Source organism: Desulfogranum mediterraneum DSM 13871 (assembly GCF_000429965.1).
In the GTDB taxonomy this organism is placed as follows: Bacteria; Desulfobacterota; Desulfobulbia; order Desulfobulbales; family Desulfobulbaceae; genus Desulfogranum; species Desulfogranum mediterraneum.
In genome coordinates this window covers 107,797-122,497 of record NZ_AUCW01000003.1, presented here as the reverse complement: position 1 = coordinate 122,497, position 14,701 = coordinate 107,797, and the positions used below count along the sequence as shown (strand labels likewise).

13 protein-coding genes and 1 pseudogene are annotated in these 14,701 nt (G+C 58.1%); 12 read left to right on the top strand and 2 right to left on the bottom strand.

The window, feature by feature from the left end; genetic code table 11:
• The first annotated feature begins 32 nt into the window (after nucleotides 1-32).
• The 10 genes from G494_RS0100525 to murA all read left to right on the top strand — a co-directional run bounded on the left by G494_RS0100525 (nucleotide 33) and on the right by murA (nucleotide 9,002).
• On the top strand, nucleotides 33-590 hold the full coding sequence (locus G494_RS0100525) for a 50S ribosomal protein L25 (RefSeq protein ID WP_028582940.1): 558 nt from the start codon (nucleotides 33-35) through the stop codon (nucleotides 588-590).
• A 106-nt stretch (nucleotides 591-696) separates the two neighbouring features.
• Nucleotides 697-1,296, top strand: coding sequence for an aminoacyl-tRNA hydrolase (gene pth, locus G494_RS0100520; protein ID WP_028582939.1), 600 nt, complete (start codon nucleotides 697-699; stop codon nucleotides 1,294-1,296).
• Nucleotides 1,297-1,495: 199 nt separating this feature from the next.
• Nucleotides 1,496-1,975, top strand: a complete 480-nt coding sequence (locus tag G494_RS0100515) for a CarD family transcriptional regulator (RefSeq protein ID WP_028582938.1) — start codon at nucleotides 1,496-1,498, stop codon at nucleotides 1,973-1,975.
• Nucleotides 1,976-2,001: 26 nt separating this feature from the next.
• The gene (locus G494_RS0100510) at nucleotides 2,002-2,979 is read left to right on the top strand and encodes an RluA family pseudouridine synthase (RefSeq protein ID WP_232362453.1); all 978 of its coding nucleotides are present in this window, start codon (nucleotides 2,002-2,004) and stop codon (nucleotides 2,977-2,979) included.
• A 15-nt stretch (nucleotides 2,980-2,994) separates the two neighbouring features.
• Nucleotides 2,995-3,624, top strand: coding sequence for a dephospho-CoA kinase (gene coaE, locus G494_RS0100505; RefSeq protein WP_028582936.1), 630 nt, complete (start codon nucleotides 2,995-2,997; stop codon nucleotides 3,622-3,624).
• Nucleotides 3,625-4,010: 386 nt separating this feature from the next.
• Nucleotides 4,011-5,258, top strand: coding sequence for a transcription termination factor Rho (gene rho / locus G494_RS0100500; protein ID WP_028582935.1), 1,248 nt, complete (start codon nucleotides 4,011-4,013; stop codon nucleotides 5,256-5,258).
• Nucleotides 5,259-5,349: 91 nt separating this feature from the next.
• On the top strand, nucleotides 5,350-5,559 hold the full coding sequence (rpmE, locus tag G494_RS0100495; protein ID WP_028582934.1) for a 50S ribosomal protein L31: 210 nt from the start codon (nucleotides 5,350-5,352) through the stop codon (nucleotides 5,557-5,559).
• Nucleotides 5,560-5,640: 81 nt separating this feature from the next.
• Entirely contained in the window at nucleotides 5,641-6,711 is a 1,071-nt protein-coding gene (gene prfA, locus G494_RS0100490) for a peptide chain release factor 1 (RefSeq protein ID WP_028582933.1), read from the top strand.
• Nucleotides 6,712-6,727: 16 nt separating this feature from the next.
• On the top strand, nucleotides 6,728-7,585 hold the full coding sequence (gene prmC, locus G494_RS21270) for a peptide chain release factor N(5)-glutamine methyltransferase (RefSeq protein ID WP_035245011.1): 858 nt from the start codon (nucleotides 6,728-6,730) through the stop codon (nucleotides 7,583-7,585).
• Nucleotides 7,586-7,718: 133 nt separating this feature from the next.
• Nucleotides 7,719-9,002, top strand: a complete 1,284-nt coding sequence (murA, locus tag G494_RS0100480; RefSeq protein ID WP_028582932.1) for a UDP-N-acetylglucosamine 1-carboxyvinyltransferase — start codon at nucleotides 7,719-7,721, stop codon at nucleotides 9,000-9,002.
• Here the strand turns inward: murA and G494_RS21265 are convergent.
• Both G494_RS21265 and G494_RS0100470 read right to left on the bottom strand, forming a co-directional pair.
• Entirely contained in the window at nucleotides 8,980-10,704 is a 1,725-nt protein-coding gene (locus G494_RS21265; protein WP_051305182.1) for an ATP-binding protein, read from the bottom strand. The genes murA and G494_RS21265 overlap by 23 nt on opposite strands.
• Nucleotides 10,705-10,758: 54 nt before the next feature.
• A complete protein-coding gene (locus G494_RS0100470; RefSeq protein ID WP_028582931.1) occupies nucleotides 10,759-12,132 on the bottom strand; it encodes a sigma-54-dependent transcriptional regulator in 1,374 nt (457 codons plus the stop codon).
• 381 nt (nucleotides 12,133-12,513) lie between these two features.
• On the opposite strand from G494_RS0100470, the pseudogene tatC reads away from it, so the two are divergent.
• Both tatC and G494_RS0100455 read left to right on the top strand, forming a co-directional pair.
• Nucleotides 12,514-13,220 (top strand): annotated as a pseudogene (gene tatC / locus G494_RS24935) (twin-arginine translocase subunit TatC).
• Nucleotides 13,221-13,414: 194 nt separating this feature from the next.
• Nucleotides 13,415-14,695: a class II fructose-bisphosphate aldolase gene (locus G494_RS0100455; protein ID WP_028582929.1), complete on the top strand. Its 1,281-nt coding sequence runs from the start codon at nucleotides 13,415-13,417 to the stop codon at nucleotides 14,693-14,695.
• Nucleotides 14,696-14,701 lie beyond the last annotated feature (6 nt).

Here is a 14,701-nt window from a genome sequence, read left to right as displayed (position 1 = left end):
TAACACAACCCGGAGTAAGGGGAGGCTTTTTCATGTTACAAGTCGATATGGCTTCTGCGGTACGCACGGTTTTCGGTAAGGGACCCATGCGCCAGCTGCGGATGAATCAAATGACACCCGGCAACTTATACAGTGGCGGCAAAGAGGCGCTGCCCCTGCAGTTCGATGCAGGACAGCTCTTCAAAAATCTGCTCTTTATCCATGGTCGTAACGCTGTTGTTACCCTCCAGGTTGAAGGGGATGACAAGGACAAGCGCCATGTGCTGATCCAGGAGATCCAGAAAGAGCCTGTAACCGGAAGTCTGGTCCATGTTGATTTTCTGGAAATCGAGCTCGACCAGGCCCAGGAGTTCAAGGTGCCCATCAACTATGTGGGAACCGCCAAGGGGGTTGATCTGGGTGGTGAGATGCAGATTTTCAAGAATGAGTTGAAGCTCAAGGGATGTCCTCTGGATATACCCGACGAGATCGAAGTGGACGTCACCCCGCTCGAGCAGGGTGGTGCAGGAATCACCTTTGGTGATCTGCCCCTCTCCGATAAGGTGGAGATGCTTGAAAAAGAGAGCGTTACCTGCGTTACGGTCTACTAAGATCGTTCCCCTCTTCGAGTATTCCCTCCCGCTCTGTTTGCTCAAGCCGGTATATGGTCCCCATATACCGGCTTAACTGTTTCTGCCCCCCCCCCCTTTTTTTCCCATGGCTGATTCTCTCTATCTCTTTGTAGGTCTCGGAAATCCCGGTGACCAATATGTCCATACCCGGCACAATGTCGGCTTTATGATGCTCGATGCCCTTGCCGCCGAGCAGGGGGCGGAGGTGAACCGCAGCAAGATGCAGGGCCGCTACTGTCGGCTCCGGCTCCATGGCGCCCAGGCGATCCTGCTTGAGCCCCAGACCTATATGAACCGTTCCGGCGAGTGTGTCCGTCGTTTTGTCGATTATTTCAATATCCCGCTCAGCAGGGTGCTGGTGCTCCATGATGACCTGGACCTTGGCTGTGGCCGGATCAAGGCGGTTGCCCGTGGAGGCGCCGGCGGCCATAACGGGATCAAGTCCCTGGTTCAGCACCTGGGCAGCGCAGATATTGCCCGGTTGAAGATCGGGATCAGTCACCCCAGAGGTGTCGATGGTCAGGGCAGGCAGCCGGTCGAACGGTACGTCCTCTCCCCCTTTTCCCCGGAACAGCGTCAACAGATCGAGGAGCGCCTGCCCCTGGTCCAGGAGGCGATCAGGCTCTTTATCCAGGAGGGGATCGGTCCCTGCATGAACGGCATCAACGGCCGCGGCGCTGGCTGAGTGACTGCTGCAGGTCGGATCCTTTAGGCACGTTTAGGCACCTCGCCATGAACCGAGCTGTCTAAAGTACCATTGGAGACGCCGCGGAGCTTTGCTCTTCACGAAAAATATGGTATAGTACCATTTTATGATTGATCACCGGCCGTGTCCGGCCCTGTGATTGGATCGTACAACCTTAGCTCATTTTCCGGGGGTCCACGTGTTTTCAGAAGGCGATATGGCTGTATACCCTGCCCATGGTGTGGGACTGATTGAAGCCATTGAAACACAAACTATTGGTGGAATCGATCAGAGTTTTTATGTGATGAAGATTCTGGATAACGATATGACCATCATGATTCCAACCGCTACCAGTGATAATGTCGGCCTCCGCGCCATCATTTCCAGTGAAGAAGTCAAGCAGGTGCTCGGCATCCTCAAGGAGCGGGACATTAAGATCAATGCCCAGACATGGAATCGCCGTTATCGTGATTACATGGAAAAAATCAAGACAGGCTCGGTTTTTGAGGTCGCCGTGGTGCTCCGGGACCTGTTTCTGCTCAAGGAAGATAAAGATCTCTCCTATGGAGAGCGAAAGATGCTCGACACCGCCAAGAGCCTGTTGGTGAAAGAACTCTCCCTGGCCAAGCAGATCGAAGAAGACGCCGTTGAAAAGCAGATCGAAATGTTGTTTTGCTAGGACCTTCTGTTTCCCTGTCCTTTCCCATGCCCGATTCTGTCGTCGTTGAGCACATCTCCTCTGCTGGTGATCCTGAACAGCCCAGGCACTATCTGGTCCAGAGCCACGAGGCTAAGCAGCGACTGGATCACTATCTTGTTCGCCAGTGTCCTGATTTTTCAAGATCATACATTACCAAACTGATCCTGGCTGAGGATGTGCTGGTGGATGGGCAACCTGCCAAGGCAGGTTGCCGCCTCAGGGCCGGCAACAGGGTAGCGGTGCGACTGCCTCCGCCCCAAGCCTCACACCTGGTTGGCGAGGATGTTGATTTTGAGCTGCTCTTTGAAGATGAACAGCTCTTGATCATCGCCAAACCTCCCGGGATTGTGGTTCATCCCGCTGCCGGCCATCAGGGAGGCACCCTGGTCAACGGCCTGCTGCAGCGCTTTGGAGATCTTCCCCACTTGGATGGGGGGCGCCCCGGGATTGTTCACCGGCTGGATAAGGACACCTCCGGGGTGATGGTGGTCGCCAGGACCGAGCAGGCCCTTCGTCAGCTGGCAGAGGACTTCAAGGAACGGCGGGTGGAGAAGAGCTATACCGCCGTGCTGCTCCGCACCCCAGCGACCGAGGAGGGGCGTATCGTCCAGCCCATCGGTCGTCACCCGGTGCATCGCAAAAAGATGGCTATCCGTCCCATCCACGGTCGCTACGCGGCCTCCAGTTGGGCGGTTGAAGAGCGCTATCTCAACGGTTGGTGCCTGGCCAGGATCGGGATCGAGACCGGCCGGACCCATCAGATCCGGGTCCATATGGCCTCGCTGAACTGCCCGGTGGCCGCTGACCGCCTCTATGGCGGCAAGGTGGATGCGAACAGCCCGATCCAACCCCAGCGCCAACTTCTCCACGCCACAACCCTGGAGCTCCTCCACCCCTTCAGTCGACAGCGGCTCGTCTTTACGGCCCCACTCTGGGAAGACATGGAGGCCTGCCTGGCCCAGCTCCGCCAGCTGGAACCTTGAACGAGACGGCCCCCCATGGATCGGCAATGTATCGGCATAACCGGCGGCATCGGCACCGGTAAGAGCAGTGTCAGCCGTCTGCTGGCTGCCTACTGCAACCGGCCCCTGATCGATCTGGATCACTGTTGCCGCCGTCTCCTGGACAGAGGGGAACCCGGTTGGCAGGCCCTGAACAGCGTCTTTGGCCCCCGTTTCTTCGATCCCCAGGGACGGCTCGACCGAAGCGGCCTGCGTGAGGCCCTGTTCTCGGAGCCGGCCATCAAGAGAGAGGTAGATGCCCTGCTCCACCCCCTGGCACGCAGTACCATGCATCGCCTGGTCAGAGAGCAACAGCAGGAGCTGATCTTCATCGAAATACCGCTGCTCTATGAAGCCGGTTGGCAGGAGGAGCTGGAGGCGGTGATCGTGGTGCATGCCGACCTGGAGAGTCAGTGTCGGCGGATCGTCCAGCGCGATGGCGTCTCTCCGGCACAGGCCCAGGCCGCAGTGGCCTCCCAGATGCCTCTTGGAGAGAAGGTTGCCCGGGCCGATTACACCATCGACAACAGCGGCCCTTGGCGATTCAGCCGCCAGGCGGTGATCGCATTGGCGAGGCTTCTGGAAAAAGAGGTGCCGCCGGCTCCCGAGAGCCCAGAAAACACTTGACAGCAGGTGGCATTCCCACTACTACCGTAGGAACATTTCGTACAATCGATCGCTGTCTGGCGAATTTTGTTCTGATATTTCATATTGAAAATCTCGCAGATACTTCTGTAGACCTCAAGAGCCTATTCCGGAAACGGAAATTGAAGTCCTACCCCATTTCAGAGTCTATCCTGCCAAAGCATTCAAGCAACGTTACATATCCTAGAAGCGAAACTGACCCCAGGGTGGTGGTGATTCATGATATATGCGTGTGTATGATGCAGCTGATGACGTCTTGAAGTCTTGAGGCAGGTGTAATCGGGCGCTCTATCCCCCAACTTACTCCCTGGTGGTTTCGGTGCCGCCAGGTTATTTACATTCTGACCACATGGAGGAATTACCGGTCAATGAATCCAACTGAGTTGAAAAACAAAAAAATTAAAGAACTGGTTGCCATGGCTGCCTCCCTCGGTATCGAGGGCTACAGCACCATGCGAAAGCAGGAGTTGATCTTTGCCCTGCTGAAGGCCCAGGCCGACGAAGACGGAAAACTCAGGGGCAGCGGTGTACTTGAGGTGTTGCAGGATGGATTCGGTTTTCTCCGTGCTCCGGATTACAACTATCTGCCCGGTCCGGACGATATTTATGTCTCCCCCTCCCAGATCCGCAGGCTCAATCTGCGCACCGGTGATACCATCGAAGGTGAGGTGCGCTCTCCCAAGGATAATGAGCGCTACTTTGCCCTGCTTAAGGTGGATCGGATCAACTATGAGAAGCCCGAGGCCGGCAAGAACAAGACCGCCTTTGTCAACCTGACGCCGCTGCACCCGGAGGAACTCATCGATCTTGAGACCGAGCCCGAGAACCTCTCCATGCGGGTCTTGAATCTGGCAGCCCCCCTGGGCAAGGGACAGCGTGGTCTGATTGTCGCACCGCCGCGGACCGGTAAGACGGTCCTGATGCAGAAGATCGCCAACTCCATTGTCGAGAACCACAAGGAGGCCAAGCTGATCGTCCTGCTCATCGATGAGCGGCCCGAAGAGGTCACCGATATGAAGCGCCACGTGGATGCAGAGGTGGTCAGTTCCACCTTTGATGAGCCGCCCCAGCGACATATCCAGGTGGCTGAGATGGTGATCCAGAAGGCCAAGCGCCTGGTTGAGCATAAGAAGGATGTGGTGATCCTGCTGGATTCCATCACCCGCCTGGCCCGCGCCTATAATACGGTTACCCCGGCCTCGGGAAAGATCCTCTCCGGTGGGGTCGAGGCCAATGCCCTCCAGCGGCCCAAGATGTTTTTCGGAGCGGCTCGTAACCTCGAGGAGGGTGGCAGCCTGACCATCCTGGCCACAGCCCTGATCGATACCGGCAGCCGGATGGATGAGGTGATCTTTGAAGAGTTCAAGGGCACCGGTAACATGGAGATCGTCCTGGACCGGAAGATGGCCAACCGGAGGATCTATCCTGCCATCGACATCCTCAAGTCCGGCACCCGCAAGGAAGACCTGCTCCTGCCCCCGGAAGATCTCAACCGCATCTGGATCCTGCGTAAGCTGCTCACCTCGATGAATCCAGCCGATGCCATGGAGTTTCTCCTGGATCGAATGCGGCAGACCAAGAACAATCAGGAATTTTTTGCCTCCATGAATCGTTAAAAAAGACTTTAAAAAAACACCAAAAGAAGTATATTGCTAATCTTTTGGTCAATTTTTATTATACGTGTTTTTTCGGAAGGAGTTTCGACCTATGAAAGCTGATATTCATCCAGAATATAACAAGATTAAAGCAGTTTGCGCCTGTGGCCATGAATTTGAACTGGGATCCGTGGAAAAAGAAATGAAGGTTGAGATCTGCTCGGCCTGTCATCCGTTTTTCACCGGAAAACAAAAGCTTGTAGATACCGCCGGCCGGATTGAGAAGTTCAAGAAGAAGTACGCCCATCTTGAAAAGAAGTAATCACCGACCGTTCCTCCATCCACATGACACGGGCCTTCCTGTCATGTGGATTTTTTTATTGCTACCACGCTCCTCCCTATGATGTTTGACAATCTGCGAGATATCGACGAACGGCTTGGCGTGCTTGAGAGCCAGCTCTCAGACCCCAAGCTGGTTCATGATCAAAAGCGTTACCGGGAAGTGGTGCGCGAACATGCCACGGTGTCCAAACTGACCCGCCTCTACCAGGAGTATACCCGTCTGCACGAGGAGCAGGGAGAACACCAGACCATGATCAGGGACGAAGACGAGGACCCTGAGATGGTGGAGTTGGCCAAGGCCGAACTGGAGGAGGGCGCTGCCCGAATCGCCGAGTTGGAGCAGGAGATCAGGATACTGCTCCTGCCCAAGGATCCCAACGACGAGAAGAACATCTTTCTGGAGATCCGGGCCGGGACCGGTGGTGATGAGGCGGCGCTGTTTGCAGCAGACCTGTTTAGGATGTATAGCCGCTATGCCGAGTCCCAGCGCTGGAAGGTGGAGGTGATGAGTTCCAATCCCATCGGCATCGGCGGTTTTAAGGAGATCATTGCCATGATCAGCGGGAACCAGGTCTACTCCAGGCTCAAGTATGAGTCGGGGGTGCATCGGGTCCAGCGGGTTCCGGATACCGAAACCCAGGGGCGGATTCACACCTCTGCGGTGACCGTGGCCATCATCCCTGAGGCCGAGGAGGTCGATCTCCAGATCGAGGCCAATGAGCTCAAGTTTGATGTCTATCGCTCCTCGGGCCCGGGCGGTCAGTCGGTGAACACCACCGATTCCGCCGTACGGATCACCCATCTCCCCACCGGCCTGGTGGTCACCTGTCAGGATGAGAAGTCCCAGCATAAGAATAAGGCCAAGGCCCTCCTGGTGCTGCGGGCCCGCCTGCTGGATAAGCTGGAGCAGGAGCGCCACAGCCTGATCTCTGAGGAACGGAAGAGTCAGATCGGCAGCGGTGACCGCAGTGAGCGCATTCGGACCTATAACTTCCCCCAGGGCAGGGTGACCGATCATCGGGTTAACCTGACCCTCTATAAGCTGGATCAGATCATCGGTGGGCACCTCGACGAGATCCTGCTGCCGGTGATCACCCACTTTCAGAGCGAAGCCCTGCAGACTGCGCAGTAGCTGCTGCGTGCCACCCATGCAGATCTCCGACCTCCTGACAGAGGCCTCCCTCAGCCTGCAGGCGGCAGGCATTGAAGAGTACCGGCTCGATGCCCGTCTGCTCTGGCAGTTCGTCAGCCGGATGAGTAGAACCGACCTGGTCCTCCATGGCGGTCAGGAAGCAGCAGTGGCCGAGGAGGAGCAATTTCTGGCCCTGGTGGAGCAGCGCGCCCGCCGGATACCCCTGCACTATATCACCGGTAGTCGGGAGTTCTGGTCCCTGGATTTTCAGGTCTCGCCTGCAGTCCTTATCCCCCGGCCAGAGACCGAGTTTGTCCTCAGCCATGTCCTGGAACAGGTGCGTGCCAGTGGTGGGGCCCGCAGGGCCCTGGATATGTGCACCGGCAGTGGTGTCATCGGGGTGGTGCTCAACCGCGAGTTGGCCTGTCCGGTCACCCTGGTGGACCTCTCCGCGGCAGCCCTTGAGATGGCTGCCCGAAATGTCGCCAGCCACTGCCCTGGAGGAGAGCTGACCCTGCTCTGCAGTGATCTGTTCAGCGCGCTCAGACCTGAGCGTCAATTTGACCTGATTGTCTCTAATCCCCCCTATATCAGTGACGCAGATCTGCGGGATCTTGAACCTGAGGTGAGCGTATCTGAACCACGGCTCGCCCTCTCCGGGGGGAGCTCCGGCCTGGAGATCATTGGTCGGGTCATCAGCCAGGCCCATACCTTCCTCTCTCCGGGGGGCTGGCTTTTCCTGGAGATTGGAGCAGAACAGGGGGCGGCTGTAAGTGAGCTCTGCCGTCAACAGGGAGACCGCTATCGTGAGGTGGCGGTCCTGCCCGACTGGGCCGGCCGTGACCGGCTTTTCCAGGCCCGGCTCCGTCGCTAGGACTGACTTCAGCAGGCTGGTCGCAGCCAATCGCAGCCGATTCGTAGCAAAATCAGACCAACCTTCAGCAACTACGTTCAGCCGGGAATCAGCACAGCCATGTCCTGTCTTCCGGCTGGAGAGGTAACCAACAATGGATAAAATCGTCATCCATGGAGGCAGACCCCTGTATGGGCGCGTCTCCATCAGCGGTGCCAAGAATGCCGCCCTGCCACTGATTGCCGCCACCCTGCTCACCCCCGGCTGGCATACCCTCCATAATGTTCCAGATCTCCGTGATACCAGAACCATGCTTCGCCTGCTGGAGATTCTCGGTGCCCGCTGGCAACGGCAGGGCAGCACGGTGCGGATCAACACCGATCAACTCACCGGGGTAGAGGCTCCCTACGAACTGGTCAAGACCATGCGGGCCTCGGTGCTGGTCCTGGGTCCACTGCTGGCCAGGTTAAAGACCGCCCGGGTCTCGCTGCCCGGCGGCTGTGCCATCGGCGCCCGTCCCATCAACTATCACCTCAGCGGTTTTGAACAGCTGGGGATCCGGACCAGTCTCCGTGAGGGCTATGTCGAGGCCCGGGTGGAAGAGCAGCTCTCCGGCGGCACCGTCTACTTTGATAAGCCCTCGGTTACCGGTACCGAGAACCTGCTGATGGCCTCGGTCTTTGCCCAGGGCGAGACCGTGATCAAGAATGCGGCCAGGGAGCCTGAGGTGGGCAATCTGATCGAGATGCTGGAAACCATGGGGGCGGTGATCACAGGTAAGGGCAGCGACCGCCTGACGGTCAGCGGGGTGGGTGAACTCTGTCCTGCCGAGGCCACCATCATCCCGGACCGGATAGAAACCGGTACCTACCTGATGGCCGTTGCCGCCGCCGGCGGTGAGGTGGAGATCACCGACTGCATTCCCGCCCATCTGCCGGCCCTCACCGAAAAACTGCAGGCATGCGGGGTGGAGATCGGTGTCCGCGACTCCGGCTTCACCGTCCGTTGTCCCCTGAACCAGGGACTGGCGTGCCCGCTGGAGAGCGTCGATGTCACCACCCTGCCCTATCCGGGCTTTCCCACCGACCTTCAGGCACAGTTTATGGCCCTGATGGCCCTGGGCAGCGGAGCCAGCGTGATCCATGAGACCATCTTTGAGAACCGCTTCATGCATGTGGCCGAGCTGGAGCGGATGGGTGCGAACATCAAGATCGACGGTGCCGCCGCCATTGTCCGCGGTGTGGGACGCAGCGGTCTCTCCGGTGCCCAGGTGATGGCCACCGACCTGCGGGCCTCGGCCTCCCTGGTGATCGCAGCTCTGGCCTCCAGGGGGGTGACCGAGGTCTCCAGGATCTATCACCTGGAGCGGGGCTACGAGAAGATGGTGGAAAAACTGGCAGCTCTTGGGGCCGATATCAAACGGATTCCTGAGGCGTAATTCCCGGATTGGGCAGGAGCAGCCGCAGGATGCAGCTGTACTCCCGGTCCTGGTCGATCTCCACCCTGCCCTGGTGGTTTTCAATAATCTGTTTGACGATGGCCAGGCCCAGGCCGGTGCCGTCCTCACGGGTGGAGAAGAAGGGGGTGAATACCCGCTCCCGAAGCTCCGGCGGGATTCCCGGTCCCTGGTCGCAGATTTCAATAGTGTTGTAGCTGAGCCTGCCTCGGCTGATCTCCCCGGCCCGGATGGCCGTCTCTCCATGGCCTGAAGCCCCGGCGCTGGTCCGGCTGTTTTCCAGGAGGTGGCTGAGTACGGTCTGGAGTTGTTGACGGTCTGCCCAGCAGTGCAGGTTGGCCTCAATCTCCACCTTGGGGGGCCTGCAGTAGGTCTCGTCATTGAAGGGACCTGGCTGGGCTGCGATCACCTCGTTGACCAGTCTCCTCAGGTCAAACCACTCCCCCTTGATCTCTGCCGGACGGGCAAACTGGAGGAAGTCGGTGATCGTCTTGGCCATCCGATCGGATTCCCGGAGGATGATGCCGACCAGTGACCTGCTGGTTGGATCGGCCACGGACGCTTCATCCTGCTCCATGGCCAGGATCTGGGCCGATCCTGAGATGGCGGCCAGGGGATTGCGGAAGTCATGGGCAATGGAGGCACTGAGTTCACCGATGGCAGCCATCTTCTCTGCCTCTCGAACCTGTTGCTCCATCTGTTCTATGGTGCTGATGTCCTGGAGGGTGATCACCCGCCAGCTGGAGAGGGCCGGGGGGGGCTCCTTGGTGGGCATGTGGAGGTGGGAGAGCGAGTAGCCCACCCGGATGATCGATCCGTCCCGCTTGCAGAAATCACAGACATTGCGTTCATGGCTGCTCTCCAGCTCAAGTTCCGGAAAACGTTGCTCACAGGGCCTGCCCAGGACCTCTTCCTTGTCATAGCCGGTAATTCGCTGGGCAGCGTTGTTGTAGGAGGTGATGTAGTTCTCTTGGTTGGTGGTGATGATGCCCGTGGAAATATCGTCAAAGATCTGTTTATAGAGCAGGGAGAGGCGGTCAAACTCCAGGGTGGTCTTGGAGAGCTCCTGCTCGGTATGCCGGAGGCGACCGGCCAGCTGACCGCTGACCAGGGCAATCACAAAGAAGGTGATCCCGTAGCCGGCCAGGAGGTTGGAGCCGGCCAGAAAGTTGGCTAAAGGCTGGTAGGGAGTGTCCCGGAAGTAGGGCGGGACCAGGCCGAACAGTTCCAGGGCGAGCACCGTGCCATAGAGCAGGGTTGCAGAGGCTGCCGGAATCAGGCCGCCGATCCTGTAGAGGATCAGGCCGCCGGCAATGATGGGTACAATGAACACCGGGGTAAAGATCGACTGGCTGCAGCCGTTGGCATAGACCAGCAGGGCCGTGAAGAGGGTGTCGGCCAGGAGTTGGATCACGCCGAAGCGGCGGAGGGACATTCCGGGCCTGCGGATGAGGAGGACCGAACCCACCGAAAACAGGGCGATGAGCAGGAGAAAGGCGGCGTTCACCGGCCACGGGGGGGTGATGACCCCATGGCCATAGGCCTGGAAGAGCATGGTGATGCCGATGATCAGGGTAAAGAGACAGACCCGGATCAGCAGCAGGGAGAGCAGGTGTCCTTTGAGCTGCTGACTGGTGTTTTGCACCGGTGCGAGTCGATCTTTCCAGGAAAAGAGGGCGGTCATGAACAGAAAATCTCCGGGGGAGAGGTGGCTAGGGGCGGTGACCTGGTCTGGGACTCAGTCGATGGCATACTTCTTGGTCTTATAGCGGAGGCTGCGAAAACTGATCTTCAGCAGTTCTGCAGCGCGCATCTTCGAATGATCCGCCCTGTCCAGGGCATGGAGAATCAACTGTTTTTCCAGCTGCTGGAGGACCTCCTCCAGTCCCCGTTCAAAGAGTTCCTCTTCATCCTCTGCAGCCACGAAGAGCGGGCTCTGTTCAGGGGCTGGCTGCTGCTGTTGCCTCCGGTGGGTGGAGAGAACCAGGTTCTCCGGGAGGATGATGTTGGAGGACTCCAGGGCCACCCCCCGTTCGATGATGTTTTCCAACTCGCGAACATTGCCGGGAAAGTCATACTTCATCAAGACCTCCAGGCCATAGGAGGAGATGGTCTGCACCTCCTTGCCCAGCAGGGTGGAATATTTCTTGAGAAAATAGTCCACCAGCAGGGGGACATCACCGATACGTTCCCGCAGGGGAGGGACCCGGATCGGCACCACGGCCAGGCGATAGTAGAGGTCTTCGCGAAAGCTGCCGGAGATGATCTCCTCTTCCAGGACCCGGTTGGTGGCGGTGATGATGCGGACATTGACCTTGCGGGTGGTGGTGGAGCCCACGGGCATGAATTCCCGCTCCTGGAGGACCCGCAGCAGTTTAGTCTGGATGATGGGGGTCAGTTCACCGATCTCGTCTAAAAAGGCGGTGCCCTGATCAGCCTGCTGAAACAGGCCGGCCTTGTCGGCGATGGCGCCGGTAAACGAGCCCTTCATGTGGCCGAAGAGTTCGCTCTCGAGAAGACTCTCGGGAATGGCACTGCAGGTGATGGGTACAAAGGGCTTGTCAGCCACCCGGGAGTGGTTGTGGATGGCCTTGGCCACCAGTTCCTTGCCGGTACCGGATTCGCCGTAGATCAGGACATTGGCCGGTGTGGGGGCGATCTTCTTGATCAGCTCAAAGATCTTGACCATCTCCTGACTCTGACCGATGATCTCTGGAAAGGCGTCGCTCTGATCCGAGGACGAGCTCCTGCCTCGTTTGAGCAGGGCAGCACGGATCACTCCCTTGATCTCATCCACATTAAAGGGCTTGGTGATATAGTCAAAGGCCCCGTTCTTCATGGCCGAGACCGCGTCCTCGGGACTGGCAAAGGCGGTGATCATGATTACCCCAACCTCGCTGTCGAGCTCTTTGACCCGGGCCAGGAGTTCCAGGCCGTTCATTCCCGGCATCCGGATATCCGAGATGATCAGGTCAACGGGGGTGTGGTTGACGATTTCCAGGGCCGCCTTGCCGTCGGCTGCGGTAACTACCTGGTATCCATCTTTTTCCAATAGGATCTTCAGGAACTCACGCATGCTCAGTTCATCGTCCACTACCAGCAGGGTTGGCATATGCTACCTTTGAAAAAATCTCTTAAATCAGTTGATTGGCCTTGGCCGCAGTGTATCCTCAACCCCGGCGGGAAGTCAAATACAATCAGTCTCCGGTTTACATTGGCTGCCGGATACGGTAAGTTTGGCCAAGGCGGTTGTCCGGGGAAGGGGCAGGGTGAAAAATCCTTTTTCAACTCGGGTAGGTATGCCGGAAGATGGAGTCGAGGCCGATCCCCCTGGGAGCGCTCTTAGTGCATAATCCTGAGATTGCCACAATGGGCAAGATTTCAAGCCGTCCCTGGCAAGGAGTAGAGCATCACTGTGAACGAGCAAGAACCATTTGATAAACAGTCCCTGAGCGAACACCTGGCGGAACTCCGCAGCTGTCTCCTTATCTCCATGGCGGCGGTGGCGGTCGGTTTCGGGATCGCCTACAGTTGGATCCGGCCCATTGCCGATTGGTTTTTCAAGCCCCTGGTCACAGTCCTGCCCGAAGAGAAGCACCTGATCTTCACCTCCTATCAGGAGGGGTTTTTTTTTATCTAAAGCTCGCCCTGGTTTGCGGCGTGCTGCTGGCCACCCCTGTTCTCTTCCACCAGCTCTGGAGATTCATCGCCCCAGGCCTCTATCACCATGAAAAGAGGGTTATGCTGCCCTTTACCCTGATCTCCAGCTGTTGTTTTCTCAGCGGCTGTGCCTTTGGCTACTTTGTGGTCTTCCCGCCGGCCTTTAAATTTTTCATTGGCTATGCCAACACCTTCCTGGAACCCATGCCGGCGGTGAGTGAATACTTTTCCCTGGCCCTGCGATTACTGCTTGCCTTTGGTCTGGTTTTTGAGTTACCTGTTTTTATGGTTTTTTTGGCCAAGATGGGGGTGGTGAACCGTCCTTTTCTCCAGAAAAATCGAAAATATGCCCTGCTTATTGCCTTTGTGGTCGCAGCCATCCTCACCCCGACTCCGGATGTGGTCAATCAACTCCTGATGGCAGGGCCGTTGATCATCCTCTATGAGGTGAGCATCGTGGCCATTGGTCTGTTTGCCAGAACCACCTTTCTTGGCTTCAGCCCCAGACAGGGCCCGGATCAGGGAAACGGGGATTCCTGAGCGCGGGGCATGGCTGAGGGGTATCTGCCGGGCATGGCTTTCGGGACCAGCCCCTGGCCACGAGTTCGAGTTTTTGAGCGTGACGCCGAGACCGGCCGCAGTGGCCCTGGTTCGAGGCGGAGCGGTTCTTTTTTTTCGTTATCGTTATCGTTATATCTGTACTTTGCACATTACCTATTCTCAGGAGGTTTGTTATGGCCTATGTTTCTGATTTTGAGAAGGCGCTGGAAATCGGTCGTCCACCAAACATCACCGCACTTTTTCCCAACTCCAGAGCGCTGCTGGTCAGCGGCAAGGTGATTGACCGGGCCATGCTGGCCAAGGGCGGCGCCATGACCATTGCCGCCAACGGCCGGAACCATCTGGTTATCCGGGGAGCGCTCAAGGCCGCCCAGCGTGCCAGGGCCGCCCTGATTATCGAGATCGCCCGTTCCGAAGGCGGTGCCAAGGCCTACTGCCCCACCAACTACTGGAACATGGCCAGACAGGTGGATGCCCTCTGTAATGAGTTGGCTATCACCGTGCCCGTGGCCATCCATGCCGATCACTATGGGATCAAGAGCCCTGAGGATGTGGCACCGGCCAGGGTGGAGATTCCCACCCTGTTTGAGGCAGGCATCACCTCCATTGCCATCGATGCCTCCCACATGGTTGACGAGGAAAACCTGCTGGCCTCCATCGAGTTGGCCGGCCTTGTACCCTCCTGGGCCGGCTTTGAGACCGAGGTGGGTGAGATCAAGGGTGCCTTTGGCCTCTCCTCCAAGGAGGAGGCCCTGTTCCTGGTCCAGGGCCTGAATGGTCATGACCTCTTTCCGGACTGGATTGCCCTCAACAACGGGACCACCCATGGGATCGAGGCCTCGGCCCAGGGGATCCAGGTGGAGCTGACCGGAGAGATTCATGAGGCCCTGGCCCCCTATGGCATCTCCGGTGCCCAGCACGGGACCTCGGGCAACAACTCCAAGCGGCTGCGGCGGATCGCCGAAGAGACCCGTTCCACCAAGGCCAATGTGGCCACGGCCCTGCAGATGATCTCCTGGGGTCTGGAGGTCAACGACTACGGCAACGCCATCCTGGATGAGCAGGGCGGCTTTATCAAGGTCCCGGGCGAGGGCGTCGGTGAAGAACTCTGGGCCGAGATGGTGGCCCATGCCGATAGCCAGGGCTGGAAGAAGGGGGACTACAAGAAGCTCAACCTGGTCTTTGAAAACAAGATCATGGGCCAGCCCCGGGCCATTCGCGAGCGGATGGCCCGCCGGGTAGAGGACTTTGTCTATACCCTGCTGGTGGAGGTCTTTAATGCAGGCGATACCGCCCGTTACGCGGTGGAGGCCATCCTGGAGGCGGGCAGCTATGACCTGGGGCCCAAGACAGGACGCCTGGAGGCTGCCGAGGAGTGGAGCGAGGAAAAGATCCGTGAGCGGGCTGCGCTTCTGGACAGCGACAAGGGACCGGAGGGGGATTTTGATGATTAATCACAA

Excerpts from the sequence above, each read along its gene's own strand:
- murA (WP_028582932.1), top strand. The coding sequence starts at position 7,719 with ATGGATAAAATCGTCATCCATGGAGGCAGACCCCTGTATGGGCGCGTC.
- coaE (WP_028582936.1), top strand. The coding sequence starts at position 2,995 with ATGGATCGGCAATGTATCGGCATAACCGGCGGCATCGGCACCGGTAAG.
- G494_RS0100510 (WP_232362453.1), top strand. The coding sequence starts at position 2,002 with ATGCCCGATTCTGTCGTCGTTGAGCACATCTCCTCTGCTGGTGATCCT.
- rpmE (WP_028582934.1), top strand. The coding sequence starts at position 5,350 with ATGAAAGCTGATATTCATCCAGAATATAACAAGATTAAAGCAGTTTGC.
- G494_RS0100525 (WP_028582940.1), top strand. The coding sequence starts at position 33 with ATGTTACAAGTCGATATGGCTTCTGCGGTACGCACGGTTTTCGGTAAG.
- G494_RS0100470 (WP_028582931.1), bottom strand. The coding sequence starts at position 12,132 with ATGCCAACCCTGCTGGTAGTGGACGATGAACTGAGCATGCGTGAGTTC.
- prmC (WP_035245011.1), top strand. The coding sequence starts at position 6,728 with ATGCAGATCTCCGACCTCCTGACAGAGGCCTCCCTCAGCCTGCAGGCG.
- rho (WP_028582935.1), top strand. The coding sequence starts at position 4,011 with ATGAATCCAACTGAGTTGAAAAACAAAAAAATTAAAGAACTGGTTGCC.
- prfA (WP_028582933.1), top strand. The coding sequence starts at position 5,641 with ATGTTTGACAATCTGCGAGATATCGACGAACGGCTTGGCGTGCTTGAG.
- G494_RS21265 (WP_051305182.1), bottom strand. The coding sequence starts at position 10,704 with ATGACCGCCCTCTTTTCCTGGAAAGATCGACTCGCACCGGTGCAAAAC.
- pth (WP_028582939.1), top strand. The coding sequence starts at position 697 with ATGGCTGATTCTCTCTATCTCTTTGTAGGTCTCGGAAATCCCGGTGAC.
- G494_RS0100455 (WP_028582929.1), top strand. The coding sequence starts at position 13,415 with ATGGCCTATGTTTCTGATTTTGAGAAGGCGCTGGAAATCGGTCGTCCA.